The organism is Aeromonas sp. S18(2024), from assembly GCF_041402525.1.
Classification (GTDB): domain Bacteria; phylum Pseudomonadota; class Gammaproteobacteria; order Enterobacterales; family Aeromonadaceae; genus Aeromonas; species Aeromonas enteropelogenes.
This window is the reverse complement of the sequence record NZ_JBGLQV010000003.1, coordinates 171,359-196,600: the sequence shown is the minus strand read 5'-3', so window position 1 is coordinate 196,600 and position 25,242 is coordinate 171,359. Positions and strand designations below refer to the sequence as shown.

The window sequence follows — 25,242 nt, the reverse complement described above, 5'->3', positions numbered from 1 at the left end:
GATGAGCATCCCAATCCAGTACCTGGAACTGGAGTCGCTCTACGCCTCGACCCTGGCGCGGGGGATCCGCTCCCTGGCGGTGACCTCGGCCGAGGGGGGCGAGGGGGTCAGTACCATCTGCGAGGCGCTGGCCAGGCGCGCCGAGGCGGACGGCCTCAAGACCCTGCTGGTGGATCTCAATCTCTACCACCCGGGCCGGCCCGCCCCCCTGGCCTGGGGCCCGAACGATGTGCCCGAGCCCCTGAGCCAAGGCCATGCCCTGGCGGTGCTGCCGGCGCCCGGCAAGGATCTGATGGCCTTTCGCAACAAGGAGACCCTGCGCCAGCTGCTGGTGCGCTGGCTCGAGCACTATGATGTGGTGCTGTTCGATACCTCCCCCCTCAATGCCCTCAACCGGGGCAATATCCCGGCGGATCTGGTGTGCGCCGCCTGCGAGGGGGCCCTGCTGGTGGTGCTGGCCGGGGTGACGCCGACCACCATGGTGCAAAGCGCGGTGGAGAAGCTGACCCGGGCCGAGGCCAACCTGCTGGGGGCCGTGTTCAACGACAGAGTCAATCCGGGGCTGGCCAGCGAGATCCTGCGCGAACTCAACCGGCTGCCGAGCAATCGACTGACCGAGTGGCTCAAGCGCTGGTGCCGGCGCAGTGCCCTGCTCAATTTCCGGATCTGAAGGAGACGCGATGGAAGAGTGGCTGCGATCTGCCCCCGCCACCCTGCAGTCGGTGCGCGACTTGCGCGCCCGCCTGGCCCAGGGGTTGGCGCTGTTTCAGGTGCCTCCCCGGGAGCAGGCCAACTGGCTGCTCTGTTTCAGCGAACTCGCCACCAATATCGTGCGCCATGGTTCGCCGCCGGCGAGCCAGCTCTGGCTCACCCTGCAGCAGGATGAATCCGGCTTGAGCCTGCTGCTTGATGATGACGGCGGGCCCCAGCCCGCACTGGCGGCGACGCCCCTGCCGGACGAGCCGCAGGAGGGGGGCTATGGCCTGGCGCTGGTGCACCAGCTGTTTGACGAAGTGAACTTCAGCCGAGAGGGGGATCGCAACCGGGTGATGCTGCGGGCCCGCGGCTGTGCCAGACAGGCGCCTGTGGTGGCGGTGATCGACGATGACAAGGTGATGCGCACCCTGCTCACCGGCTATCTGCACGACAACTATCGGATCGAGAGCTATGCCGACCCCTGCGCCGCCCTGCAGGCGCTCGGTCGTCAGCCGCCGGCCCTGGTGCTCTCCGATATCGAGATGGAGGGGATCGACGGCTTCGCCCTGCGCCAGCAGCTGATGAAGGATCCCAAGATGCGCGGCGTCCCCTTTATCTTCCTGACCGGCCATCAGGATCAATGGACCCAGAGCCGGGCCGGTGCCCTCGGTATCGATGATTTTCTGGTCAAGCCCATCACCAAGCAGGCGCTGCAGCTGGCGGTCTCCCGGGTGCTGCAACGCTCGGCCCAGCTCAAGGCCCAGTGGGGGGATCAGCTGGATCAGCGGATGACCTCGGCCCTGCGTCCCCTGCTGCCGGCAGACCAGTTGCACGGCTATCAACTGGCGCTGCAGACCCGCGCCGCCGCCGTGGGCGGGGGGGATTTTTTACTGGTCAGGGATCGGGTGCTCTGGCTGGGGGATGTGATGGGGCACGACGCCGAGGCCAAGTTCTTCGCCCACGCCTATGCGGGGTATCTGCGCGGCCTGCTGACCGCCCAGAGCGAGCAGCGATCGCCTGCCAGCCTGCTGACCACCCTCTCCACCGCCGTGCACAGCGATCCCCTGCTGGGGGCGACCCTGCTCACTACCCTCTGCATCGAGCTGGGGGAGGGCGGACGGATCCGCTGGGCCAGCGCGGGGCATCCGGCGCCCTGGCTGATCGGGGCGGACGAGATGCGCCAGCTCGGCGTCACCGGGCCCTTGCCCGGCCTGCGACCGGATCCCCAATTCGAAACCTGCGAGCATCAGCTTCAGCCGGGTGAGCGCCTGCTGTTCTGGACCGATGGCCTGCTGGAGAGCCGGGAGCCCGCCGAGCGCCAGTTGTGGGAGGCGCAATTGCAGCAGATCTGTCTTGCCCCCGAGCCCGACCTTGCCCGGTTGGCCCAGCGCATCGCCAACTGGTTTGACGAACGAGCCGACAGCGCCCCGGACGACATGACCCTACTGCTGGTGGCCTTTCCCGCCTCCTGATCGTGCGAAGCCATGCCCTGGCTGGCCCGCTCTATGCAACATCCCGCTGCACCTGGTCTGGTGCCACGAGAGGAGGTTGCCCATGTTGCCCACACATCAGGTCTGGCTCGCCATCGATGCCCGCCAGGTCGGCGGGATCGAGGTTCACATCACCCACCTCGCCAGCGATCTGCTGGCCAGAGGGCTGGAGGTCACCATAGTGCTGGTGGCTGATCACGGCATGACCCCCTTTGTCGCCCTGCTAAAGCAGCAGGGGCTGCCGTATCGGGTCTGTCGCAACAGCCGGGACTTTGTGCGAGTGCTGGCGCGCCAGCCCGGCTTCGTGCTGCTGCACACCCACGGCTACAAGGCCGGGATCCTGGGGCGCCTCACCGCCTGGTGCAGCGGCAAGCCGGTGGTCTCGACCTTTCACAGCGGTGACGAGGGGGAGGGGTGGCTGAAGTTCTACAGCTGGCTCGACCGGATCACGGCGCGCTTTGCGAAGTGCATTGCAGTGAGCGAGCCCATCGCTCGCAGATTGCCAGTGCCGAGCACCGTCATCAGCAACTTCGTGCCCATGCCCACCGCCCCCGCAACGGTGACGGGCAACCGCATCGCCTTCGTCGGTCGCCTCTCCCCCGAGAAGGGGCCGCAGGCGTTCTGCCAGCTGGCCGCCCTCTGCCCCGAGGGAGATTTTCATCTCTATGGCGAGGGCCCCCTCATGGGGGATCTCAGCGTGCAATACGGGGACAGGGTGGCATTTCACGGCTTTCGCAAGATGGCAGATGAGTGGCAGCAGATAGACCTGCTCTGCATCACCTCCCGCTTCGAAGGCTTGCCCCTGGTGGCCCTGGAGGCCATGGCCCACGGCATCCCGGTCTGCACTTTCGCGGTAGGGGGGCTGGTTTCCCTTATCGACAACAAGTCCAACGGTTGGCTGGTGGCGCCAGGCCAGGTGCACGACATGGCGGATATCGTCAATTACTGGCTGCACAGTGACGAGCGGGTGCGCGGGGCCATGAGTCGGGCGGCTCGCCAGACCATCGCCCGGGGCTACAGCGTCAACCACAGGGTGAGCGATATCCTGGCGGTCTATACCGCCTGAATCTCCATCCTCTGCCAAGCAAGCAAGCAAGCAAGCAAGCGAGTGGCCAGGCCACTCGCTTTTTTTATGGCCTTGGGGTTGTCATTCAAGTGCAATCCCTGCTGCGGCTCACCCTCGTCCACGGTATTTGGCAATAGCCTGAGCAACCAGGCTGCCGGATATGCTCCGTCTTGTCCGTGATGGGCCTGATGGTTTGTGGCCGTACCGGGCAGCCGCGAAAGGATTACAGAAGAGAACCTTGGAAATGAAGAGGTCTGTGAAGCGTTGTTATCTGCTTGGTCTGGGGCAAACAGATCTTGCCTATCTGCTGATATCAGCAGCAGTACCCTGATATAAACGGCGGCTTGGTGAAAGGGAAATTTCTGCAAGGCCTCCTGTTGGCCAGCATTATGGGCGGCCTATTAGCGGCAATTGAAACAAGGGGAGGGCGTTTTGGCGGCGGGATCAACTGAGGGAAGAAAAGCATCGGGCCACTGCCCTGGCTGTGGCCCGAGAGACGGCAGAAGGTGAGGATCAGCGTCCCTTCTTGCCCACCATGATGGCGACCGTCTTGCCGATGATGTGCACGTCCTGCAGCAGCCAGCGCCAGGGGTGGAGCAGGGCGACCGAGTAGGCCAGATCGAAGGCGAGCTTGCTGCGCACATCGTCAAGCGACTCGTCATAGCCCTGATTGACCTGGGCCAGCCCTGTGATGCCGGGGGCGATTTCATAGGTGCGCTCGATAAAGAAGGGGACCGCATCCTCCAGCCGGTTGGCGATGCCGGGGCGCTCCGGCCGCGGCCCGATGAGCGACATCTCCCCCTTGAGCACATTGAGGAACTGGGGCAGCTCGTCGAGCCGGGTCTTGCGCAAAAAGTTGCCGCAACGGGTGATCCGGCTGTCGGCCTTGCCGCACCAGACCGGCCCTGTGCCTGCCTCGGCATCGGATCGCATGGTGCGAAACTTGATCATGAAGAAGAGCTCGGTGTGGCTGGCGTGGCTGCGGCCAATGCGCAGCTGGCGAAAGAACACCGGGCCCGGACTGTCGAGCCGTATGGCCAGCATGATGAGTGGCCACAGGGGCAGGGTCAGCAGCAGGCCGAGGCTGGCGCCGACTAGATCCATGGTGCGCTTGATCACCAGGGTCGCTTTGGGGATGGGGTGTTTCATGCTGCTCTCTCCTGTGCGGTGGGGCGCGCCAGCATCCGCAGGCCGTAGCGCAGGGTGCCGATGCCGTTGTACCAGTGTCCGAGGACCAGATAGTGGATCTTGCGAAACAGCGAGGGCCAGGGATGCACCGGGGTGAGCTGGATCAGCATCACCAGGGCATAGCCCAGCAGTTGGCCGGCCAGCAGCGCCACGAACAGGGGCGAGTGGATGGCGAGCGGAATGGCGCACAGCCAGAGCAGGGTCAGGCACAGGGGCATGAGTACCCGCAAGCCCTTGCCGCTGGCAAAGTTGAACGCCACCCAGCCAAATTTGGGATGGAGCAGGGGCAGCAGACGCAGCAGCTGCTGGGTGTTGCCCGCGCCGATGCGCTGGCGCCGCTTCGCTTCCAGCAGGGCATCGGAAACTTCCAGCTCCAGCGCCGCGCAGCGATTGTCATAGACCGCCTTGTAGCCCTTGGCGATGGCCTGCATCGGCAGGATGAAGTCATCGTTGATGGTGTCTGATGGCAGCGGGGCCAGGCAGTCGCGGCGCATCACGTAGAAGGCGCCATGGGCCCCCAGCATGCTGCCAAGGGCGGATTCGCACAGCTTGATCTGGCTCTGGTAGTGCCAGTAGCTCTCTTCCCCCTGGGAGCCCGGCTGCCAGAAGCGATAGGCCTCGCCCACCACGCCGACCTCGGGATCCTGAAAATGGGCGACGGCCAGCAGCAGGCTGTCGATGGGCAGCAGGGCGGAGACATCGGTCAGGGCCACCAGGTCGCTCTCGACACGGGCCATCGCCTCGTTGAGCACCGCCACCTTGCCGCGATTGCGCGGGTGGTCGAACAGCTGGATCTGCAGCTGTTGCAGGGCCGGATCCCCCAGCTGGCACAGCGCGATGGGGTAGCTGTCATCGGTGCAGCCATCGAAATGGAGATGCACCGCCAGCCGGTCAGCCGGGTAGTCGAGACTGGCCAGATTCTGCAGCTTGGCTGCCAGGGTCGCCGCCTCGTTGTAGATGGGCATCACCAGGGTGATGGTGGGAAGCTGGACGTCGCCGGCCTCCTCCCGAAAACCGCGCTGGCGCGGCGCCGGCTGGTGAAGTTGTGCGCGTACCCGCTTGCCGAAGTACTTGAGCAGCAGGGGATAGCCGACATGGTGGTACACCACCAGGGCTGCGCACAACCAGAACACGATCATGATCCATTCCATGGGAGGCTCCTTTTTGCTGTCTCTTCGCGTGTCGGTGGCATCGCCTCAGCGGGCGTACAGCGCCTGATAGGCTTGAGCCATCTGGCTCAGGCTGCCCTGCTCGCAGACAAAGGCACGGGTGACGGCGCGCAGGCCATGGGACTTGAGCAACCCCTGTGCCAAAAGTTGCGCCAGGAGGGCGGGATCCCGCTCCTCAAGCAGCTGGCCGCTGGCCGGACAGACTACTTCAGCGGCGGCCCCCACGGCGCTCATCACCACGGGCACACCGCAGGCCTGGGCCTCCAGCACGCACAGGGGCATTCCTTCCGCCAGTGACGGCAGGCAGAAGAGATCCAGCCCCTGATAGAAGCGGGGCATCTGTTCCACCAGGCCGAGAAAGTGGACCCGATGGGCAATCCCCAGCTGCTGGCACTGCTGCTGCAACGCATTTTGCAAACTGCCCACCCCGGCCAGTGCAAGATGCACCCCGGGGGAGAGGCGCGCCATGGCCTCCAGCAGCAGGCTGTGCCCCTTGACTGTCTCAAGGCGTGCGGCGCAGCCGATGAGCCTGACCCCGAGGGGCAAGCCCAGCGCCTGGCGCGCCAGCTCGGCTGGGCCGGGGACAAAGCGCCCCTCGTCGATGCCGTTGGGGATCACTTTGGCCGAGAGGGCGCCGAGCCTCACCTGCAACTGGTTCGCCACCGGCGTGGCATCCGCCACCAGGGTGGGCTTGAAGGTGCGCAGCCCCAGCCCCGCCAGCTTGCGCTGGCGGGGATCGTCGAGATACCAGGCATCGTGCTCCGTGTGCACCAGGGTCGGCACCCGGGCCAGCCTGGCGGCGAGCCCGCCATAGAGCAGCGGGCCAAGATGGTGGGTGTGCACCGCCGCCGGGCGCAGTTGGCGCAGCAGGCGGATCAGACGATAGAGGGTGCCCAGTGACCAGCCGGCGGGCTTGTCCAGACAGTGGATCCGCGCGGCGAACGGGCCCAGGGCCGGCCAGGCGGCGAGCAGCGCCTCCTTGCTCCCCTCCAGCGAGACGATGTGCATGGGCTGGTGGCACTCGTTGGCCTGGCTGAGGTTGAGCACCATGGTCTCCAGCCCCCCTGGCTGCAGGTGCTGGACGATTTGCACGATGGCGGTGCTGGCTGACCGGGCGGTGGCGGGCATGGCGCTCTCCTCACAGTTGTCGGCCCTTCCCGGGCCCCCTTGGCGGGACTATGCGAATCCTGTACCACAACGTCTGCCATGTTGGCCCGTTTGCTGGCATTACCCTTGCATTTCCCCATCCATTCGTGGAATGCCATACCTGCCTTGAGGGGAGTGACGCCATGCCGGTCCAGTTCTACTACAACCTCTACATCATCCTCTTCGCCGCCTGGCGGCGCCGTTATCTCATCCTGATGCCGGCTCTGGTCATGCCGCTGGTGGGGGTGGGGATAGGCGTGCTCAGCCCCAAGGTATACGAGAGCCGCACCACCTTCATGGTGCCGCAGGATTCCAACCAGACGCCGACCCTCAAGGATCTGATCACCCAGGAGAGCCTCAAGGATCGCTTCGCGGTGCTGGAGGCCATGCTGCGCAGCCGCTACGTGATGGACGGGGTGGCGCGGGACCGCAAGTTGGTGGATGACAACACCCCGCCCGCCAAGCGCGACGCCATCATGGACTGGCTCTCGGCGTCCGTCTCCATCCGTCTCATCGGGGACGAGGTGATCGAGCTGAAGGTGAAGGCCGATTCGGCAGAGAGCAGCGCCGGCCTGCTGGAAGCCGTCTCGCGCCGCTTCTTCTTTAACCTCTTGAACAAGGGGCGTCAGTCGGCCGAGTCCTCCGAGCGCTTCCTGCAAAGCCAGCTCGACAGCCGGCGCAGCGAGCTGCAAGGGGCCGAACAGCTGCTGGCGGATTTCAAGCGCGAGCATGCCAGCGCCCTGCCGGATCAGCAAAATGCCAACGCCGCCCGGCTCTACGGCCTGAAAGATCGCCACGCCGAGAGCCTGCTCCAGCTGCAGCAGGCCAAGACTCGGGTCGAGCAGCTCTCCCACGGCCAGGAGGGGGCCACGGCCCGCAGCCTGGAGGAGAAGTTGCAGCAGATGCAAACCGAGCTGGCCCTGCTGCGGGTGCGCTACAGCGATCAGCACAGCGAGGTGCAGAGCCTGCGCTACCAAATTGAGCAACTGCAGCAGGAGCTGGAACAGCAGAAGAGCCAACCCGGCGTGGCGGTCGGGCCCGAATGGGATCAGGCAAGGGCACAGCTGGCCGAGGCCGAGCAGAATGCCGCCGCGCTGCAGGCCCAGCTCGACGATCTGAACAGGGTGGTGGCCTCCCAGGGCGAAACGGAGAGCCAGCTGGCGGAGCTGGAGCGCGATCTCGAGGTCAAGCGCTCCCTCTATCAGGATCTGCTGCTGCGCTACGAGAAGGCCAAGGTGACCGGGGCGCTCGGCAGTTTTGAGCCCGGCGAGCGGATCAAGGTGATCGACAGGCCCTTCGCCCCGAGCAAACCCAGCAATTACCCGCTCTGGCTGTTTCTGATTGCCGGCATGGTGGGGGGCTTCGGGCTCGGCTGCGGCCTGGCGCTGTTGATTGAACTCGCCGACACCAGCCTGCGCCGCACCGATCAGCTGGCAGCCCTTATCAAGGCGCCGGTGCTAAGCCGCATTCCCTATTGCGAACCCGTGCACGCACACACCGGCCAGGCGGCCCATGTCCAGGCGCCACTGGTGGAGGTGCCGGGTTGATAGTTGCAGGCCTCACAGGGAGGGGCAACCGGCGCATTGGCTTTGCCCCGTTGTCCCTCTTCCCGCTGTCAATACCAGCCTGATATGGCGCGCTTCGATTGTTGTCCTGATTAGTTCATAAAGGTGATGCTAGGTGGCACTTTCCATAGCCGTGCCTTGATTGTAATTTTTTGCAGTGGTACAAGTGGAGCCGAAGGTTGGGGACGAGCGAAGACGTCTAAACACTGGATGCTGGTTGGTAATTATATGATTTTAAAATCATTTTTCTGTATCGATGATGGTTGTAGGGACGGCGTTATACGGAAGGCTTTGTTATCGGATTAATACCGCTTTCCATCTAATCACTGTCAGCTAGAATTCGAATCCTCATCGAGGTTAAATATGATCGATAAATTGTTGTACTTAGATAAAGATTATATTTCAAGTCAATACGAAGAGATAACTAGTACATCGCCTTCGGTGAAAATAACTAAGACTGAGGGATTAAATGCAGGTGTAAAAATCCCTCTTTTTTCAGCAGGAGCTAGCGCGGTAGAAACTAAATCGTATAAGCTCTCTACAAATTTAATGCTTCATGACGTACTCAATAAGCTGAAAGAATTTCCGGAGTTTGATGCATCACAACATGATTTAGGAAAACCGTCATGTTATCGCTGGATAAATGGAAATATGTCAGTTAGCAAGGTGGTTTTGAAAAGGAATAAATACACGTTGACCCTTATAGGAAAATCTAGAGAAGGTGACAAGTCAACGGAAGAAGTGATCTCTGAGGAAATGTACTTTGTAATTATGGATGGTAATGGAAATAAATTCGCATTATTGGCAACCGGAGATTATTTTTCGTCGGGGATTAAATCTGTTGTGGAACTCTCAGCGACGATTACTAGTGAAGTTCTATTTCCGGTTCGGGCATTGGTTAGAGTTCTGCCCGTGAAAAGCAGCTTCAGTGAATGGGCTTCAATACCATTAATCATACATGAACACTGTTGTTAAAAGACAAGTACAGTGGAGCAGTTTACGTTTCGTTCCACAGCCCTATTAATTAGGCGTTAGGCATAAAAAATGGATAACATAGAGCGAATTATAGATATTCTGGCATGGCCATTTACCATAATAGTAGTGGTGATGATGCTTCGGTCACCTCTTTCTTCCTTGGTCCCAACACTTAAAAGGTTTAAGTACAAAGATCTTGAGTTAGAGTTTGAGAAAGAAGCAAACAAAATTCTCGCTGAAGCAGAGCGTGATTTACCTGATCCACCAAAGCCAAGTAAACATAAAAACACCAGCATAAGGTTTAGTCAGGCGCGCCTAGAACCAGCAGATGACATAATGGAATCTTGGCGTGATCTTGAATTAAAACTTAGAGGGATTTCAGGTGAGGGAATGGCTAGGCGCAGTACAGGTCAAATGATTCGGGAACTGACTCAATCAGGAGCAATTACTGTTGAAATGTCTAAGTTAATCCTAGACCTTTCATCCCTACGAAACAGGGTCGCTCACACAGATGAAGAGGCCATTACCTATAAAGTTTCATCATCATTTAGAGAGTCGGTAAATCGTGTATTGTCGGCCTTGGAGGTTTAAACTGCCTAACAAGGCCAACTAATACACGCCTTTCTGGCGCCGGGATCGTTAGCTCGTAGGTTCGATTAGTGAAGCGTAATCGGACGCTCGCAGTGACACTCTTCGCCAATGTGGTAAGTACATTGCAGCCTATGCCATTTCGAGAGTAAATTTAGGGGGGGCGGAGAAGTAGAAAATAGGAGAGTTTTGGCGAGTTAAAGAGACATGTTACATAAAATGCCGCGAGCGTCCTACGGACCTACGGCGGGTTAATTCAAGCGTTAGGTGTTTATGCATCCTGATATAGTAAAACTGTTGAAATGCATGAATGAAGCTATCGAGTTGCTTCAATCAGTAAAAGAAAAACATTGGAGCACATGGCTTGCTCATGATGCTGCGCTTGTAGAAAAACGGGATCTCCGAGGCATTGAGCATTTACTCTCAGCCTTCGGAGGTATGGGAAGCCTAAATGATCTCGTTATTCATCCTATTAACGGACATGAGGTGCAAGACTTTGCCATAGATAAAGCAAACAGAAAGTTACAAAAAATACTTGGTGAAATCTGGTCGTTGGCTAAGCAACTGTACAATGATGAATTACAGGCAAAATAAAACCTAATCCCTATTCAATATGGCCGGCGTATTCGCCTGTTTTCGGCCTTGCTGCCTGCCGGTTAAATTGAACGTTCAGGTCATAGCACCAGCAAAAAATCAGGGAGCCATGGCTCCCTAATCGCTGCACACGGGGTGACAAACTAGCCGACGGCTGGTATCGGTTGCCAGCCGGCGTGCTGCTGGTTCCACTGATTACGACCTTGAGTGCGGCGTTGATAGCGCCAGGCCAGCAGCAAGGGCATGCCGAGCAGCAGCTGGGCTGCCAGCGGGATCTCTTCGATGGGGGCCGCCAGTGCACCCTCCGGGATAATACCCCCCTCAATTTCTGCCGCGAGTTTCAGCTCCAGGGCGCTGCCAAAATCGGCGAAGGTGGTGGCGTTGATGACAAAAGCATCCTCGCCGCCGGCGATATTGTTCAGATACCAATCCTGCAGCACCCCATCGGGGTAGTCCTGGCCTATGGTGATGCCGTTGATGGTGTCGATGCCGGAGGCGAGCAGCTGATCCCGCACCGTGGCGGTGTCGAGCCCGGCATTCTGGATCCCGTCACCTGAGACATCCATCACCTGGCGCGTGGCGGTAAAGTCGTTGGTATCGAACTGCAGGGCACCGAATTGCATGGCCGAGCCCGGCGCCGTCATCCCCGAGTAGGGGCGTGTCAGGGCGTCCAGGGTGGCGGCAAACTCGTTGATGGAGGTCATGTCATAGAGGTAGAACCAGTCGGTCATCACCGCCTGCTGGGTCGAGCCGCTCCACATCACCATCTGCACGGCGATGGTGCCCAGCTTGCCATCGCTGGTATCCAGGATGGCGTCTTGCACCGCCTGGCTGTAAAACGCATCCACATAGCCCTGCAACTGCAGGTTGAATTCTGACGCGCTGACGCTGCCCGACACATCCATCAGCAGTTGCAGCTCGGTATCCACTTCGGTCAAAGCGTAGGCGGGGGCGCTGACCAGCAGCATCCCCACCAGCCCTGCCAACGGTTTTAGTCTCATAACTCACTCCTTCTCCTTGAGGCCTGGCCCTGATCCTCAGTGCCGATGGGGAGGATGAATAAAGCGTGCCACTTTGCAGGGATCAGCAGCGGGCATGAAATTTGCGGTCTTCGCACAGGATGAAAACGAACAAGTGCGGGGTGAGGCGATGGAGATCCGTCCCTGGCAGTGGGCGCCCAACTGGTTGCTGTTGGGGCTGCTCAATCAGTGGGCCATGGTGTGGCTCAATACGGGCTACTTCAACCTGCTGGTGGTGTTGCTGATTGCCATCTGGTGGCAAATTGCATCGCGGGTTGCGCCAGCCTGGCAACCTGGCCGCACCGCTCTGCTGCTCTTCTCGCTGCTGCTGTTGATCCCGAGCGCCAGTTGCAAGGCGCTGGCCTGCCTGCTGCTGGCCGCGAGCCTGTGGCGGCGCCAGCAGCCTTGGGACGAGCGCGCCGCGCTGCACATAGTGGTGGCCTTCACCCTGGCCGTGCTGTGGGGGCAGCAACTCTTTGCCCTCTGCTCCGGCCCCGTGCTGGCGCTCGATGCCTGGGGAGTGGGCCAGTGGCTGCAACTGCTGGGGTGGGAGACGGTGCAAAGCGGCAATCGCATCGAGCGGGTGGGGGGTCATGCCCTGATCGTGCTCAAGGGTTGCTCTTCGTTCTCCCAGCTCTATCTGGTGGCGCTGGCCTGGCTGGTCTCCTCCTGCTGGCTCGCCCCGGGGCGGGCGCTGCGCCGTCAGCTGCCCCTGCTGGGGCTGGTCTTGCTGCTCTACATCGGCAGCAACCAGCTGCGGCTGGTGCTGATGAGCCTGGATCTGCGCTGGTACGGCTGGCTGCATACCGGCACGCTCGCCCAGCTCTACCAGTGGCTGGTGCTGTTGTTGCTGATGACACTGCTGTTTAGTCGGAGGCGCCATGTCACCACCGATTAGGGGCTATCTCTGGCTGGTGCTGCTGGCACTGGCCTCCGCCGGCGCCATGGGGTGGCGCTATCAGCACCGCCAACCGGTGGATGGCACGCGCCAGATGCTGCAGGAGCTCCGCCAGCTCGGCTGGCAGCGGCAGGGGGCCAGCCCCTTGCTGGGGGGCACCTATGTGGGCTACCGGCTGCGCCACCCCGATTGTGACGGGGTCTTGCAGGCGATGGCGGTGGCCCCGGATCGGGAGGCCATGTCGGTAAGACTCGCAGGTGCTGGCCAGCTGCAGGGGGTGATGTTTCAGGGCCAGTGGCACCCGGAGCCGCCACTGCTGGCCTATCGGCTCAATCAGGGCTGGTACAAGCTGTGGGGCGACGCACCGGCCCCCCTCTATCGGGTCGCGCTGCCTGCGGCCTGTCTTGCCCTTATTGCGCCTGGCGAGCCTCGCTGAGGGGGCTGGCCGCATTGGCCGGCAACACCCGGATCAGCAGGCTGTTCGGGGCCAGCATGGGGTCGTAGCGCGGTTCGAGCTCGATGGCGCGGGCACTGAGCAGGCTGGCCAGCTTGCCAAGGCGGCTGCTGGCAAGGCGCGCACTCTCCAGCATGTCGGTCTGCGGCCCGGGGCCGCTGATAAGGGCTATCTTCGCCGGATCCCGCTGGCCGAGAAACTGGTGCAACTGCTGCTCCTGATCCGCCGCCAACATCACCGCTTCCTCCTGATAAGTCAGCGACAGCTGGGCCTGCTCGGCCAGTTGCTGCTGGCGCAGTTGCGCCAGCATGGGGAAGGGATCCTCGGTGGGCGTCTGGCGGGCACAGCCAGTGAGTAGCAAAGAGGGCAGCAAGGAGAGCAGCAAGGCAGGCAACAAGCCTGCGGCAAGCCCGCTCTGGCTCCCGGAAGCCTTTATGTTGGTGACGTTCTGATGCGGCATAAGCTGGCCAGTCAGGGGGATGAATTGGCTCCAGTTTGCAATGTTTTCAAGCGCTTGGCCAGTTGTTCAATCTCGTCGCGAAAGCTGGCCCAGCGGTTGGCGGGGAGTGCTTCGGCCTGCTGCCAGCGGGTGGGCACCGCCTCGCGCAGTCGCTGCAGCAGCAGGGCCGCCTCCACTTGTTGGCGCGCCGCCTGCTCGAGCCAGGCGAGCCAGCGCAGATCCTCGATGCCCTGTTGCAGCAGCAGCAGATCGTAGGAGAGGCGATGGGCCTCGCAGGCCTGGGGGCCCAGCAGCAGAAAGTCGCTCTCGCGCCCGTCGGTGGGGTCATAGGGCAAGGCGGTGGGCATGCGCCCGTGCCACTGCAGGTAACCCTCGGCCCCGCTCTGCCAGAGGTAGAAGCCGGCTGCGCGCGGGGTGCCGAGGTTGTAAAACCAGGGGGTGGCCCCGGCGGCCCTCACCCGTTCCACATCGGCCTTGTCGGCGCCAAAGCCTGCGTTGACCAGGGCTATCTCCACCTCGCCAAGCAAAGGCGCCTGGGCGGGATGGTTGAAGTGACCGGCCCGCACCACGGCGGGATCCCGCCGCTTCATCTCGCGGGCCATGGCTTGAATGGCGGGCAGGGCGCCGAGATCGGGCTCGTCAAACAGGCTCCAGGCCAGGGGCGGCAGCCCCTGGGCGCGAAAGGCCGCCTGGCGCTGCTGCCAGGCATCGAGCCGGCTGTTGGCGTCACTGCCCCAGCGCTTGAGGGAGGCGTAGGCCAGCAGCGGCATGTGAAAACCAAGGCCGATGGCCTCCTCCTGGGTGGTGCGCATCCCGGCTTCATCCTGGGGCAGGGCGGGGGCCACGCCGCTTATCCCAAGCCCGGCGAGCCGCGCCAGATCGCAGCGACTGGCGGCCAGCTGGGCGTTGGCCAGCTCCGGGCCCTGACCGAACCAGCCAAGGTAGGGGGGCGTGTCGAGGTAGATACCGACCGGTTTGCTGGCAGCGGGCAGGATCAGGGGCAGCACCTCGACGTCCAATGGCAGCTGCACCAGCTGCTGGTGGCTGAGCAGCTGGATATTGCCCTGATAGCGCCCCGCCGGCGCATCCCGCGGGATGGGAAGATGCAGCACCAGGCGCCTTGGCACCCCGCGCTTGAGGGTGAGCCCAGCCACCCCCTCCACCAGCTCCTGATCCGAGGGGAGCAGCAGGGTGCCGCTCGCCTGGGGGCGCACCAGATGCCACTGGCCGTGGTAGGGGGTCAGCGGCAGGGTGACGCCATTGGCTGCCGGCGGCTGGATCACCAGCAAGGGGGCGGCGTCATCCTCGGGCGTCTCGATGACGAACTCCAGCAGCAGCTGGCTGCCTTGGGCGGCCAGTACGGGAGTGGCGGGGGCTGCCGGGCTGACCCTGGCACTCAAAGTCGGTTGCCCCGGCGCGATGGGGGTCAGGGTGAGGCGAGCGGGGGGCTCTGGCAGCGAATAGGGGGCCAGGGCCCACTTTTCCGTAAAGAGCTGGCGCTGCTTGGCCAGCACCAGTCGGGTGGCCTCGGCTAGGGGATGAGGGTTAGCTTTGGCGTCAGCCTGTTTGTCCGCCGCCGGATAGGGGGCCAGCAGCAGGCCGGCGAGGAATTTCGCATCCGGCGAATTGCCCCCCAGGGTGAGAGTGAGCGGGCCGCCCGGGTGCTCGAGCACCAGGCTGACCGGCCCCCCCTGGCGGGCACCAAACAGCAGCCAGGGATCGGGATTGGGCAACGCCTCCTGCTGCTGGCCGGCGAGATAGCGCTGGGCCAGCCACTCGCCCGGCTGCAACCGCTCGGCCCAAACCGGTTCCCCATCGATCAGCACGCTGCGCTCGAGGGGGTGGGGCAGGTACTCCCACTCGCCCGGATCGTCGAGCCAGAGGGTGAGCTGGTAGCGCCCCTTGGGAACGTTCAGCCTGACGCCGTCGAGGTTGCGCAGCCCGTCGCGGATCAGCGCATCGCCGGAGGGGCGCAAGATGGGGCTGGGGTGGCCAAGCAGACGCGGATCCCCCGGCGCCAGGGACTCGAAACCGGTGAAACGGGGGGCATCGCTCGCCCCCAGATCGAGGGCAATGGTGCCGGCGGGCAGGGTCAGCCCGGGGGACCAGTACCAGCGTGTCAGGGTGAGCGGTGTCGCCCCGTCAGCCATAAAGAGATAGAGCCTGGTGAGCTGGTCGAGGGCCAGGGCCCTGGGCTGGGCGGTGCGCCAGTCGCTTAAGGAGAAGCGCAGGGTAAAAGGGCCCGGGGGGATGATCCGCTCCAGATTGACCCGGCTGCGGTAGTTGACCGAGGCGGCGTCATCGACCCGCAGGATCAGGGTCTGGGGGCCAGCTGCGGGATTGTGACCCTCGATCACCAGTTCGTCATCCGCCCCGACGGGCCAGGGCAGGCGCTCGAAGGTGAGCCGCTGGGGCGTCTGCTCGCCGCTCAGCGGCAAGGGGGTGGGGCCATCAAGGCGGCTCGCCGCCAGCACAGTGCTTCCTGTTAGCAAGCTGAGGGTGAGCAGGCCGAGTAGCTGCAGCCAGAGCGTCTTGTGCAAACGCGCCGCCAGCCAGCTCATCAGAGCAGCCCCGCCAGCCAGTTTTTCAGCTCATCGGCCCTGTGATCCCAGCTCTGCTGCGCCACTGCCTGCTGGCGACTCTGGCGCCCTTCGCTGCGAGTCAGCGCTTCCCACTCATAGCGCTGGAACCAGCCCGGATTGGGGGCATCGAGGGCGGCGCGCTGGATGGCCTGGGCCAGGCTGTCGCCCGGGCGGGGCAGATGCACCAGCTGCCGATAGCCGTCCAGCGCCGGAAAATCGGTGCTGACCACGGGCCGGCCGGTCGCCAGATACTCGCGCAGTTTAAGCGGATTGCAGGCCCTGATCTGGGCGTTGTCGACGAAGGGCAGCAGGCTCACCTGCCAGTGCTGGGCGTAGGCGGCCAGGGTGTGGTGTGGCCTTGGGCCGAGCAGGTGCACGTTCGGCAATCCGGCGAGCGGGCTCAGGTCCGTCTGCCTAGGCCCTATCAGCACCAGATCCCAGTGGGGCAGGGCGCGGGCGGTGTCAGCCAGCAGGGGGACGTCTATCCAGTCGCTCAGGCTGCCGTAAAAACCGGCGATGGGGCGCCCGCTCGGCAGATCCGCCGGCCTGGGTTGGGGGGGCATGAAGAGGCCGAGATCCACCCCGTGGCTCAGCAGCCGGGTCTTGTGGGGGGGGAAGCGGCTGGCCAGCGCCGGACTGGCGGCGAGAATCAGGTCCGCTTTTTCTACCAGCCTGGCCTCGCAGCGGGCGATGGCGGCGTGATCTACCCCCGCCAGGGCCGAGAAGTCGTCGCCGCAGTAGTAGATCACCGCCCGCTCGCCGAGCTTGCCCACCAGATCCACCGCGCTTGGCAGGGAGATCCAGAGCAGCGGCTTGTCGAGCTCGGGCAGCTGGCGGCGGATCTGGGCCGCCAGCCAGTGGCCATTGATCCGCCCCGCCAGCGGGCTGCCGGGCAGGGGCAGCGCCAGCGGTGGCATCACCTGGGGCGTCGGCCCGCTCTGGATGGCGGGTTCCTGCGCCTCGCCTTTGGCCGGGCGGCGCAGCACGGCACCCAGCTTGCGGCCGAGCCGGCCGAGGTCGCGCACATTGAGGCGGGGGCGGCGCAGGCCGATGGAGTTGACCCAGAGCACCCGATAGTCCGGCAGCAGGCGCTTGATGAGGTGCTGGGTGCTGGAGGGGTGCTGACCCCAATCCTCCCCCAACACCACCAGCTGGGGCTGTGCGTTAGACGGCTTCATGGCTGCTTCTCCTCACTCAGGCGGCTGGCGGTACTCTCTGTCAGCACGTCGCGGCAATCTTGTGCATCGAGGGGGCGCAGCACCCGGGCCGGCACCCCCGCGGCCAGCACCCCGGCGGGCAGGCTATGGGTCACGATACTGCCAGCGGCGACCACGGTGCCCGCGCCTATGGTGACTCCCGCCATCACCATGGCGCCGGTGCCGAGCCAGACGTCGTGTTCGAGCACGATGTCGCCGACCTGCTCGTCCCGATCCGGCAGCCCCCGGGCCCGATCCTGGGCATCCAGGGGGTGGCCCGGGTAGCCTGCGAGGAAGGCGCGCCCGGCGATGCGCACGTTGTCCCCGAGCACCACCTGGCTGCCCACGGCGATGGTGGTCTGCCAGCCGATGCCGACGTTGTTGCCAATCCTGAGTGCGGGGGCCTTGCTTGAGGGGCGGCCGCTGATGGTCATGGCGGCGCTGAGGCGACAATCCGCCCCCACCTCGATCGACACGGGCCCGCTGATAAAGGGGATGCCGCCATAGAGATAGAGGCGGGGGGCGGGGGCGCGCAGGCGGGACTGGAACAGTGGCGTCCACCAGAGGGTGCGGGTCAGGGTCGCGAGAGTCTGGCTTGCCAGCCGATAGAGACGATAGAGCAGACCGTGCAGGGGCGGAATGAGCGGGAAGCTCCAGCTGCGGGCCCCCTTGGCGAGGCGCCACACGAGGCGGGCCTGGGCTGACTCCCCCTGCTTGGCCCAGGCTTTCATCCGATACAGGCTGATGCTGTTCATGGCGTCCTCTCCTCTGGCTCTGCTGTCGTGATGGCCGAGCGTCACTGTCGGCGACTAGCCGGGATCTAGCAGGGATCGGGCCAACCGGCTCTCTGCATGCGCCGGCCACCCGCAGGGGCGTCTTGCGGCGGTGCGCGGTGCAAATTGCGCCGACGGGGCTGCAAAACGCAAAAAAGAGTCTCATTCTGAACCTTGATTCTTGCCGTGCAAGCGCCGCAGGTGCAAAGCGCGGGGCGGCACGAACGCCGTGCCTGGTATCTCCCCTGGCTGGCGTGCCCCTTGCATTGACGGGTAACAGAGTAAGCACGATCCGTTGCCCGGTGGCTGGGAGGCCCTATGAGACTCGGAGTGAACCAGATAGCCATGCTCTATTACGCCGCCGGCCTCTTGCTGATGAAGGGGATCTCCCTGCTGATGCTGCCGGTGCTGACCCACCTGCTGGCGCCCCGGGAGTATGGCCAGCTGGAGGTCTTGCTGACCATCATCAACCTGGGCTCCCTCATCCTGGGGTTCGGGCTGGTGGATGCCCTCTATCGCTTCGCCGGGATGGCGGCAGATGAGGGCGAGCGCAAGCAGGTGGTGGCGCGGGTGTTCGGCCTGGTCTGGATCATCGCGCTGGCGAGCCTGGTGCTGCTCTGGTGGCTGGCGCCCCTGGTGCAGCGGCTGCTGCCAACCGAAACCCGCCTTGCCGATGTGCGCTGGGTGCTCTGCGCCCTGCCGTTCGAGGGGGTGATCGGGGTGCCGCTGGCCTGGCTGCGGATGCGCAATCAGGCCCGTCTCTTCTTCGTGGCCACCGCCGGCAAGGCGGTGATCCAGTCCCTGCTGACCGCCTGGTGGCTCTGGCTCGGCTGGGGCGTGAGCGGGGTGCTCGCCTCCGGCACCCTCACCTGCGTCGCGCTGGCGCTGCTGCTGAGCCTCTGGCAGTGGCGCGATGGCGGCATCCGCTTTGACTGGCAATACTATCGCCCCCTGCTGCGCTACGGCCTGCCACTGGTGGTGAGCGGGCTGGCCGGCTTTGCCCTGAGCGGGCTGGATCGCTGGCTGCTGGCCGAGCACGTCGGCGAGGCCCTGCTGGCCTACTACGCAGTCGCAGGCAAGCTGGCGCTGGCGGTGGGGCTATTGCTGCAACCCTTCGCCCTCTGGTGGTATCCGCGCCGCTTCATGTTGCTCAAGGAGCCGGACGGCCTGCGACTCAACGCCCACTACAGCGTGCTGGGCTCCGTGCTGGGGTTTGCCACCGCCGGGGTGGTGGGGCTCACCGCGCCCCTGCTCATTCGCTGGCTTACTCCCGAGAGCTATCACGGGGCCATCGCCTATATCCCGCTGCTGGTGCTGGGGATGGCGGTGCGCAACGTCTCTGATCTGCTCAACGTCGGCTGCTTCAGCGGCGAGGAGAGCAAGGCCCAGATGATTATCAATCTGGGATGCAGTCTGCTCGGCGTCATTGGCTTTTTGCTCGCCATTCCGCACTTCGGGGTGGCCGGGGTGATCTGGACCCTGCTGCTGGTCTACCTGGTACGGGCGCTCGCCTTCTATCTGGTGAGCCAGCGGTTGCTGCCGCTGCCTTACCGTCTCTCCATGCTGTGGGCGAGCAGTGCCGGCTCCCTTGCCATGATGTGGCTCGGCCAGTGGTGGGCAGGGCAATGGGCCGCCTGAGCCACGCCCTCTGGGGGCTGGCCGCCACCCTGGTGGTGGCCGGACTCTGGTGGCGGCTGCCGCACCCGCTGCTGCTGCCGGTGCTGGGGCTGGTCATTCCCGCCATCTGGTTTGCCCTGCGCTGGCCGTTTCTGATGGTGCTGGGGTTCGTCACCTTCTCGTTTTTCCGGCTGCACGAGGTGTTTCCCCAGCTCTATCCCCTCAAGATCCCGCTGCTCTTCTCGCTGGCGGCGATCGGCGCCCTGATCTGGCACACCCTGCTGACCGGCCGCATCAAGCCCTACTGGAGCCAGCCCCTCAGCTGGTTGACCGCCTTCTTCGTGATGGTCTCCATCGGGGTGCTGTTTGCCAGCAACCGGGGGGAGGCGATCGCCACCTGGACCGGCAGCTACAGCAAGATCTACCTGATGACGCTGGCCACCGCCTGGCTGGTACGCAGGCCGGAGGACTTCGCCCTGGCGGTGCGGGTCTTTGTGGTGGCCGGCTGCATGGTGGCCCTGGTGGCGCTCTACAACAAGAGCAGCGGCATCGGGCTGGTGGAGGGGACCCGGGTCACCATAGGGCGCGAGCTCGGCTCTGTGCTGGGGGATCCCAACGATCTGGCGCTGGTGCTGCTGTTTCCCGCCGGCTTCTCCCTGAGCCTGCTGCTCAACCGGGGCAACGGCCTGGGAGGGCGCATCCTGGGGGCGGTGGGGTTCGTGCTGGTGGCCGCCGCCATCATCGCCACCCAGAGCCGCGGCGGCCTGCTCGGGATCTGCGCGGTGAGCGGCCTCTTTGCCTGGCAGCGGGTGCAGTCGAAAACCCTGCTGATCCTGTGCGGCACCCTGGCGCTGCTGGTGCTGTTTGCCGCCGCAGGGATAAGCGACAGGGCCTCCGGCGGGGCGGCGGAGAGCGGGGTGGATGCCTCGGCCATGGGCCGCCTCTATGCCTGGCAGGCCGCCTGGGGCATGGCGCTGGCCCATCCGCTGATCGGGGTGGGGCTCTCCAACTTCTACTACAACTACTTCTTCTACAGCCCCCACTGGGACGGCCTCAACCACGCGGTGCACTCCACCTGGTTCGGGGTGCTGGCGGAGACCGGCTTCGTGGGGCTGACCCTGTTTGTCGGCATGGTGGCGGTGACCCTCTACCGGGCGTGTCACTGCCGCCTGGATGGCATGCCTCCTGCAGTAGTCACAGCCATGCAGGGGGTGATGGCGAGCATGGTGGGGTTCGTCATCTCGGGGTCCTTCCTGACCCAGGGCTTTACCTGGCCCATCTATCTGGAGCTGTCGCTGGCGGTGGCAGCCATCAAATATGTCCGGCAGGCCAGGGAAGCGGAAATGGCCATGGCCGGGGCGGAGCGGGATAAACAGGAAAAGGGAGCAGAGTCATGAGCGCAACCCCCATTTTGCTGGTGCATTACGGCGAGAACTGGATCCGTGGCAGCGAGCGCTGCCTGCTGGATCTGCTGGCCCACCTCGATCGCAGCCGCTTTGCCCCCCTGCTCTGGTGCAATAGCCAGCAGCTGGCAGAGGAGGCCGCCCTGCTCGGGGTGAAGGCGGTGGTCGAGCCTTTTACCCTGCTGCTGGGCTGGCAGGCTCCCCGCTTCGATCTGGGCGCCCATCGGGCCCTGTGCCAGCGGGCGAGGGCGCTGATCAGCGAGCATGGCATTACCCTGGTGCATGCCAACAGCGCCGCCCCCTGCCAGTGGCTGGCCGGGGTGTGCCGCAAGATGAAGGTGCCGCTGGTGTGCCATCTGCACGCCCGTTATCAGCCCAGAGACAGGTTCAGCCTGCGGGTGCATCAGGCCAACGTGCTGATCGGGGTGAGCCAGCCGGTGCTGGCCCCCTGGCGGGAGGATGGCTGCGAGCATGGCCGGCTGGTTCATATCGCCAACGGGGTGGACGGCGCGCGCCTGAGCGAGGGGCGCCACTGGCCCGTGCTCGGCATGCTGGATTTGCCGGCGGGGGATCTGATCCTGGCCACCATAGGGTCGCTGATCAAGCGCAAGGGGGTAGACCTGCTGATCCGCTCCCTGGCCGAGCTGACCCGACAGGGGGAGGAGGCGCAGTTGCTGGTGATCGGCAGCGGCCCCGAGCTGGCCGCGCTCACTGCATTGGCAGCAGACCTGGGAGTGGCCGGGCGGGTGCACTTTCTCGGCGAGCGTCCCGACAGCGCCGCCATCCTGCGCGGCGGGGTGGATCTGCTGGTCTCCGGCGCCCGCGAGGAGGTGTTTGGTTTGACGTTGGCCGAAGCGGGCATGCTGGGGCTGCCGGTCAGCGCCTATCGGGTGGGGGGGATCCCCGAGGTGGTGGAACACACGGTGACCGGTCTTCTGGCCGATCCCGGTGACTGGCGCCAGATGGCCGCTCATTGGCAGCGATTGGGCGATCCGGCCCTGCGCAGCCGATTGGGGTGGGCAGGGCAGAAGCGGGCTAACCAGCTGTTCACGGTCAAACGCTATGTGGAGAAGGTGAGCGAGCTCTGGTCGGCGGCGCTGGCGGGGCGCTGGGACAATCCCGAGCTCCCTCCCTATGGGCGAATGGTGCGCTGGCTCGGCCAGCGGCTGCTGGCCAGGGTGGGTCTCGCGGGGGAAGGCCTGCTGGCCGGGGTCCGGGCTGCGGCCATCCAATCGGACGAAGGAGTGCAATCATGACTCAGAACCATCAGTCGGCTGCCGGGAAGGCAGAGCAAAAAGGCGGAGCTCGGAAGGGAGGAAAGCTGGTGCTGGTGGATCCCATCTCCTTTCGCGGCGGCTCCAAGGTGGCCACCGAGGTGATGCTGGACGAGCTGGCCGGGCGGTTTTCTGAGCTGGCCTGCCATGTGCTGACCCAGGATCCCGACTCCTGGCCCCGTTGCCGGCACCACAGGCTCTGGCTCCCTTCCTGGCTGCGGGGGCGCGAATCCGGGGCCGGCTACTTGCTCAAACAGGGTTGGCAGACCCTGATGATCCTGGTGCTCTGCTGGCGATTGGGGCAGGTGCGCTGCCTGCTGGCTGCCTCCGGCCCCGGGGTGGATCTGTGCAGCTACTGGGCGGCCCGGGTGCTCGGCATTCCCGTAGTGCAGCTTATCCACGGCCCGGTTGGCTGCTCCGGCCTCTCGGCGCGCGCGTTGCGACGGGCCAGCCAGGTCTGTTATCTCGAGAGCTGCCGTCCCTCCCTTGGCGCCCTGTTGAACCGGCTCGGCGAGTCGGCGTTTCCCGCCCACTGGCAACCTTTCACCAATGGCCTCGGTGATGAGCAGTGGCCGACGGCCACCCGGGGTGGCACCCGCATCCTGTGGGCGGCCTCCCTGCTGCGCTGGAAGGGGCTCGAGACCATGCTGGCGGCCCATCAGGCCATGAGCGGGCCGCGCTCCGAGCTGGAGGTCTGCTACCTGCAGCCAAAGGGAACCTTGCAGCCCTGCAGCCAGCCGAGACCGGATCTGCCCGATACCCGCTGGCATGCCAACCCCGCCAATCTGGACGAGATCCGCGCCCGCTGCGGCATCTTCGTCTCGACCAGCCATCAGGAACCGTTCGGTCTCTCCATTCTGGAGGCGATGGCTGCCGGCCTGTGCGTGGTGATCCCCGCCGACGGGGCCTGGTGGGACAGGCAGCTTGGCGATGGCATCCATTGCTGCAAATACCTGCCGGGAGATGCGGAGGATCTGGCCCGGGTTCTTGGTGCCCTGCAGGCGGATCCGGCGCGGGTCAGCGCGCTTGGTGCCAACGCTCGCCAGCTGGCAAGCACCGGTTATCGCGCGGGACAGGCTTATGCCTGCGTGGTGGACGGTTGGGAGAGGCTGCTTCGTTGAGCGAATAAACGGTCTGGGCTTGTTGCGCAACATATTTAAAGGGGGCGCAAGTGCAACCCAATAATAATGCGCGCTTCCATGAAACAAGAATTATTATCAATGACATGAGGGGCGTTCTATCTATTTACGCCCTGGTCAATTCGGCAAGGTGACGTGAAGGTAAATGTTTCTGTTTCAGGTGTTAACATCAGTGTTTTTCAACGGTTAACAGCCAGGTTATAAATCAGTTTAAATGATAGTCTGCTCCCCCACAGGCCAGCCTTTATTCACACTGAAAATTTGAATGCTGATGCATTTTATGGCCGATGAGATCCCTTGTGGTTGCCACTTAATATCTACTATTCATGGTTGTCGCCCTCATCTGGAGCAGTTTGTTAGAGGGCGAAAAGTCGTGCCAGGATGCGCTGAATACCAGGTTTGGCAAGGCCTTAGGCGCTGTCCGTCAGCCATGGAGTGAGGAGGTACAAGCCTTGGCTGCGGGCGGTGGCATATATGCAGCATAATGGCTAAAGGTATATATCATTAGCTAGTTATGGCAAGAAAACAGTCTGTTAAATAAGCCTGTTTGAACCACTTTTCGATGTGTTAAATAAAATAAAAAAGAACAAGTTTTGCCTCTTTGATTAATTAATTAATATCCAATTAAAATTATAAAAACCACGAGGTATTGAGTATCCCTTTGGGGGTAAATGAGGTTATTTGTGATGTAACTCGCCCGGAATATATGGGTAACCCCAAGGGAATTGATGGAGATCAATATAGCAGAGGGAGTGAATCCTTAGCATTTCCGTTACTAAGCATTTAAACAAGTGCTCACAAACGGGAATAAGAAGAATGGTCGAGGATAATTTTTTATCGGCTCATGGAATTAGTCGCCGTGATTTTATGAAATTGTGCGCCGGGATGGCCGCAACCCTGGGATTAAGTCAACATGCGGTGGCCCAGATGGCCACGGCACTCACCAGCCCCGAGCGGCCACCGGTGATCTGGATCGGCGCGCAGGAGTGTACTGGTTGTACCGAATCGCTGCTCCGTGCCACTCACCCCACCATAGAGAACCTGATCCTCAACACCATTTCGCTCGAGTATCACGAGGTGCTCTCGGCGGCCTTCGGTCATCAGGCGGAACAGAACAAGCACAACGCCATCGAGCGTTACAAGGGCAAGTACGTGCTGGTGGTGGATGGCTCCATTCCGCTCAAAGATGGCGGAATCTACTGCATGGTGGCCGGTGAACCCATCGTCGATCACATTCGCCGCGCCGCAGCCGATGCGGCCGCCGTCATCGCCATCGGCTCCTGCTCCGCCTGGGGCGGGGTACCCGCCAGCGGTGGCAACCCCACCGGTGCCGTGAGCCTGGAAGAGGCCCTCGGCAATATCGGCACTCCCATCATCAATATTCCGGGTTGCCCGCCCAACCCCCACAACTTCCTCACCACGGTGGCCTACTACATCACCTACGGCAAGCTGCCGGCGCTGGATGCCAAGAAGCGCCCGTTGTTTGCCTACGAGCGGCTTATCCACGAGAACTGCGAGCGTCGCCCCCACTTCGATGCCGGCCGCTTTGCCAAGGAGTTTGGCGACGAGGGTCACCGTCAGGGCTGGTGTCTCTATCACCTGGGCTGCAAGGGCCCCGAAACCTACGGCAACTGCTCGACTCTGGAGTTTTGCGACATCGGCGGCGGCATCTGGCCGGTGGGTATCGGCCACCCTTGCTACGGCTGCAACGAGCAGGGGGTGGGTTTTAGCAAGGGGATCTTCCAGCTTGCCAAGGTGGAAAATCCCACCCCACGGGCAGAGAAGCCCGATGTGGCCATCCAGGAAGGGGGGCACATCACCCCGACGGCCAGCGGCCTCATCGGTGGCGCCCTCGGGGTGCTGGTCGGGGTGAGTCTGATGACGGTGCGTGAACTCGGACGCCAGCAGAAGCGCCACGAAGCCGGGCAGCACCCATCACGGGAGGAGTAA

Annotated in this window: 23 protein-coding genes; 14 read left to right on the top strand and 9 right to left on the bottom strand. The window is 63.5% G+C overall.

What is annotated here, in order from left to right; all coding sequences use genetic code 11:
• Position 1: 1 nt before the first annotated feature.
• From ACB034_RS07120 to ACB034_RS07110, 3 genes are all read left to right on the top strand, one after another.
• Positions 2 to 670 carry a CpsD/CapB family tyrosine-protein kinase gene (locus ACB034_RS07120; protein WP_338612267.1) on the top strand — a complete coding sequence of 223 codons (669 nt, stop codon included), beginning with the start codon at positions 2 to 4 and terminating at the stop codon, positions 668 to 670.
• Positions 671 to 680: 10 nt separating this feature from the next.
• The gene (locus ACB034_RS07115; protein ID WP_371172475.1) at positions 681 to 2,168 is read left to right on the top strand and encodes a SpoIIE family protein phosphatase; all 1,488 of its coding nucleotides are present in this window, start codon (positions 681 to 683) and stop codon (positions 2,166 to 2,168) included.
• Positions 2,169 to 2,250: 82 nt separating this feature from the next.
• Positions 2,251 to 3,252 (top strand): glycosyltransferase family 4 protein, encoded by a 1,002-nt coding sequence (locus ACB034_RS07110; RefSeq protein WP_371172474.1) that lies wholly within the window; start codon positions 2,251 to 2,253, stop codon positions 3,250 to 3,252.
• Here the strand turns inward: ACB034_RS07110 and ACB034_RS07105 are convergent.
• The 4 genes from ACB034_RS07105 to ACB034_RS07090 form a co-directional block, all read right to left on the bottom strand.
• Positions 3,240 to 3,620: a hypothetical protein gene (locus tag ACB034_RS07105; RefSeq protein ID WP_371172473.1), complete on the bottom strand. Its 381-nt coding sequence runs from the start codon at positions 3,618 to 3,620 to the stop codon at positions 3,240 to 3,242. The genes ACB034_RS07110 and ACB034_RS07105 overlap by 13 nt on opposite strands.
• Before the next feature lie 145 nt (positions 3,621 to 3,765).
• Entirely contained in the window at positions 3,766 to 4,401 is a 636-nt protein-coding gene (locus ACB034_RS07100) for a sugar transferase (protein WP_026457958.1), read from the bottom strand.
• Positions 4,398 to 5,591 carry a glycosyltransferase family 2 protein gene (locus tag ACB034_RS07095; protein WP_371172471.1) on the bottom strand — a complete coding sequence of 398 codons (1,194 nt, stop codon included), beginning with the start codon at positions 5,589 to 5,591 and terminating at the stop codon, positions 4,398 to 4,400. The genes ACB034_RS07100 and ACB034_RS07095 overlap by 4 nt, the downstream gene beginning before the upstream one ends.
• Positions 5,592 to 5,636: 45 nt before the next feature.
• Positions 5,637 to 6,737, bottom strand: a complete 1,101-nt coding sequence (locus ACB034_RS07090; RefSeq protein ID WP_371172470.1) for a glycosyltransferase — start codon at positions 6,735 to 6,737, stop codon at positions 5,637 to 5,639.
• Between the two features lie 161 nt (positions 6,738 to 6,898).
• Here ACB034_RS07090 and ACB034_RS07085 point away from each other — a divergent pair, with 161 nt between their 5' ends.
• The 4 genes from ACB034_RS07085 (at position 6,899) to ACB034_RS07070 (ending at position 10,477) form a co-directional block, all read left to right on the top strand.
• Positions 6,899 to 8,302, top strand: coding sequence for a GumC family protein (locus ACB034_RS07085; RefSeq protein ID WP_371172469.1), 1,404 nt, complete (start codon positions 6,899 to 6,901; stop codon positions 8,300 to 8,302).
• Positions 8,303 to 8,683: 381 nt separating this feature from the next.
• A complete protein-coding gene (locus tag ACB034_RS07080) occupies positions 8,684 to 9,295 on the top strand; it encodes a hypothetical protein (protein WP_371172468.1) in 612 nt (203 codons plus the stop codon).
• Positions 9,296 to 9,364: 69 nt separating this feature from the next.
• The gene (locus ACB034_RS07075; RefSeq protein WP_371172467.1) at positions 9,365 to 9,886 is read left to right on the top strand and encodes a hypothetical protein; all 522 of its coding nucleotides are present in this window, start codon (positions 9,365 to 9,367) and stop codon (positions 9,884 to 9,886) included.
• A 303-nt stretch (positions 9,887 to 10,189) separates the two neighbouring features.
• Positions 10,190 to 10,477, top strand: coding sequence for a hypothetical protein (locus tag ACB034_RS07070; protein WP_061477384.1), 288 nt, complete (start codon positions 10,190 to 10,192; stop codon positions 10,475 to 10,477).
• A gap of 143 nt (positions 10,478 to 10,620) precedes the next feature.
• Here ACB034_RS07070 and ACB034_RS07065 read toward each other — a convergent pair whose 3' ends face one another.
• Positions 10,621 to 11,478: a DUF1194 domain-containing protein gene (locus ACB034_RS07065; RefSeq protein ID WP_371172466.1), complete on the bottom strand. Its 858-nt coding sequence runs from the start codon at positions 11,476 to 11,478 to the stop codon at positions 10,621 to 10,623.
• Positions 11,479 to 11,572: 94 nt separating this feature from the next.
• Here ACB034_RS07065 and ACB034_RS07060 point away from each other — a divergent pair, with 94 nt between their 5' ends.
• Positions 11,573 to 12,394: a hypothetical protein gene (locus ACB034_RS07060; RefSeq protein ID WP_371172465.1), complete on the top strand. Its 822-nt coding sequence runs from the start codon at positions 11,573 to 11,575 to the stop codon at positions 12,392 to 12,394.
• The gene (locus tag ACB034_RS07055; RefSeq protein ID WP_371172464.1) at positions 12,378 to 12,830 is read left to right on the top strand and encodes a hypothetical protein; all 453 of its coding nucleotides are present in this window, start codon (positions 12,378 to 12,380) and stop codon (positions 12,828 to 12,830) included. Before ACB034_RS07060 ends, ACB034_RS07055 begins: the two co-directional genes overlap by 17 nt.
• Here the strand turns inward: ACB034_RS07055 and ACB034_RS07050 are convergent.
• From ACB034_RS07050 to ACB034_RS07035, 4 genes are read right to left on the bottom strand one after another with little or no spacing between them, the layout of a single operon-like run.
• On the bottom strand, positions 12,805 to 13,308 hold the full coding sequence (locus ACB034_RS07050; RefSeq protein WP_371172463.1) for a hypothetical protein: 504 nt from the start codon (positions 13,306 to 13,308) through the stop codon (positions 12,805 to 12,807). The genes ACB034_RS07055 and ACB034_RS07050 overlap by 26 nt on opposite strands.
• Positions 13,309 to 13,319: 11 nt before the next feature.
• Complete coding sequence (locus tag ACB034_RS07045) at positions 13,320 to 15,869, bottom strand: hypothetical protein (protein ID WP_371172462.1); 2,550 nt, start codon at positions 15,867 to 15,869, stop codon at positions 13,320 to 13,322.
• Positions 15,869 to 17,068: a glycosyltransferase gene (locus ACB034_RS07040; RefSeq protein WP_371172461.1), complete on the bottom strand. Its 1,200-nt coding sequence runs from the start codon at positions 17,066 to 17,068 to the stop codon at positions 15,869 to 15,871. Before ACB034_RS07040 ends, ACB034_RS07045 begins: the two co-directional genes overlap by 1 nt.
• Positions 17,065 to 17,841: a DapH/DapD/GlmU-related protein gene (locus ACB034_RS07035; protein WP_371172460.1), complete on the bottom strand. Its 777-nt coding sequence runs from the start codon at positions 17,839 to 17,841 to the stop codon at positions 17,065 to 17,067. The genes ACB034_RS07040 and ACB034_RS07035 overlap by 4 nt, the downstream gene beginning before the upstream one ends.
• A gap of 336 nt (positions 17,842 to 18,177) precedes the next feature.
• On the opposite strand from ACB034_RS07035, the gene ACB034_RS07030 reads away from it, so the two are divergent.
• The 5 genes from ACB034_RS07030 (at position 18,178) to hybO (ending at position 25,242) form a co-directional block, all read left to right on the top strand.
• Complete coding sequence (locus ACB034_RS07030; RefSeq protein ID WP_371172459.1) at positions 18,178 to 19,497, top strand: lipopolysaccharide biosynthesis protein; 1,320 nt, start codon at positions 18,178 to 18,180, stop codon at positions 19,495 to 19,497.
• Complete coding sequence (locus ACB034_RS07025) at positions 19,485 to 20,873, top strand: O-antigen ligase family protein (protein ID WP_371172458.1); 1,389 nt, start codon at positions 19,485 to 19,487, stop codon at positions 20,871 to 20,873. The genes ACB034_RS07030 and ACB034_RS07025 overlap by 13 nt, the downstream gene beginning before the upstream one ends.
• Positions 20,870 to 22,135 (top strand): glycosyltransferase family 4 protein, encoded by a 1,266-nt coding sequence (locus ACB034_RS07020; RefSeq protein WP_371172457.1) that lies wholly within the window; start codon positions 20,870 to 20,872, stop codon positions 22,133 to 22,135. The genes ACB034_RS07025 and ACB034_RS07020 overlap by 4 nt, the downstream gene beginning before the upstream one ends.
• The gene (locus tag ACB034_RS07015; RefSeq protein WP_371172456.1) at positions 22,132 to 23,274 is read left to right on the top strand and encodes a glycosyltransferase family 4 protein; all 1,143 of its coding nucleotides are present in this window, start codon (positions 22,132 to 22,134) and stop codon (positions 23,272 to 23,274) included. Before ACB034_RS07020 ends, ACB034_RS07015 begins: the two co-directional genes overlap by 4 nt.
• An 834-nt stretch (positions 23,275 to 24,108) precedes the next feature.
• Complete coding sequence (hybO, locus tag ACB034_RS07010) at positions 24,109 to 25,242, top strand: hydrogenase 2 small subunit (protein ID WP_042026457.1); 1,134 nt, start codon at positions 24,109 to 24,111, stop codon at positions 25,240 to 25,242.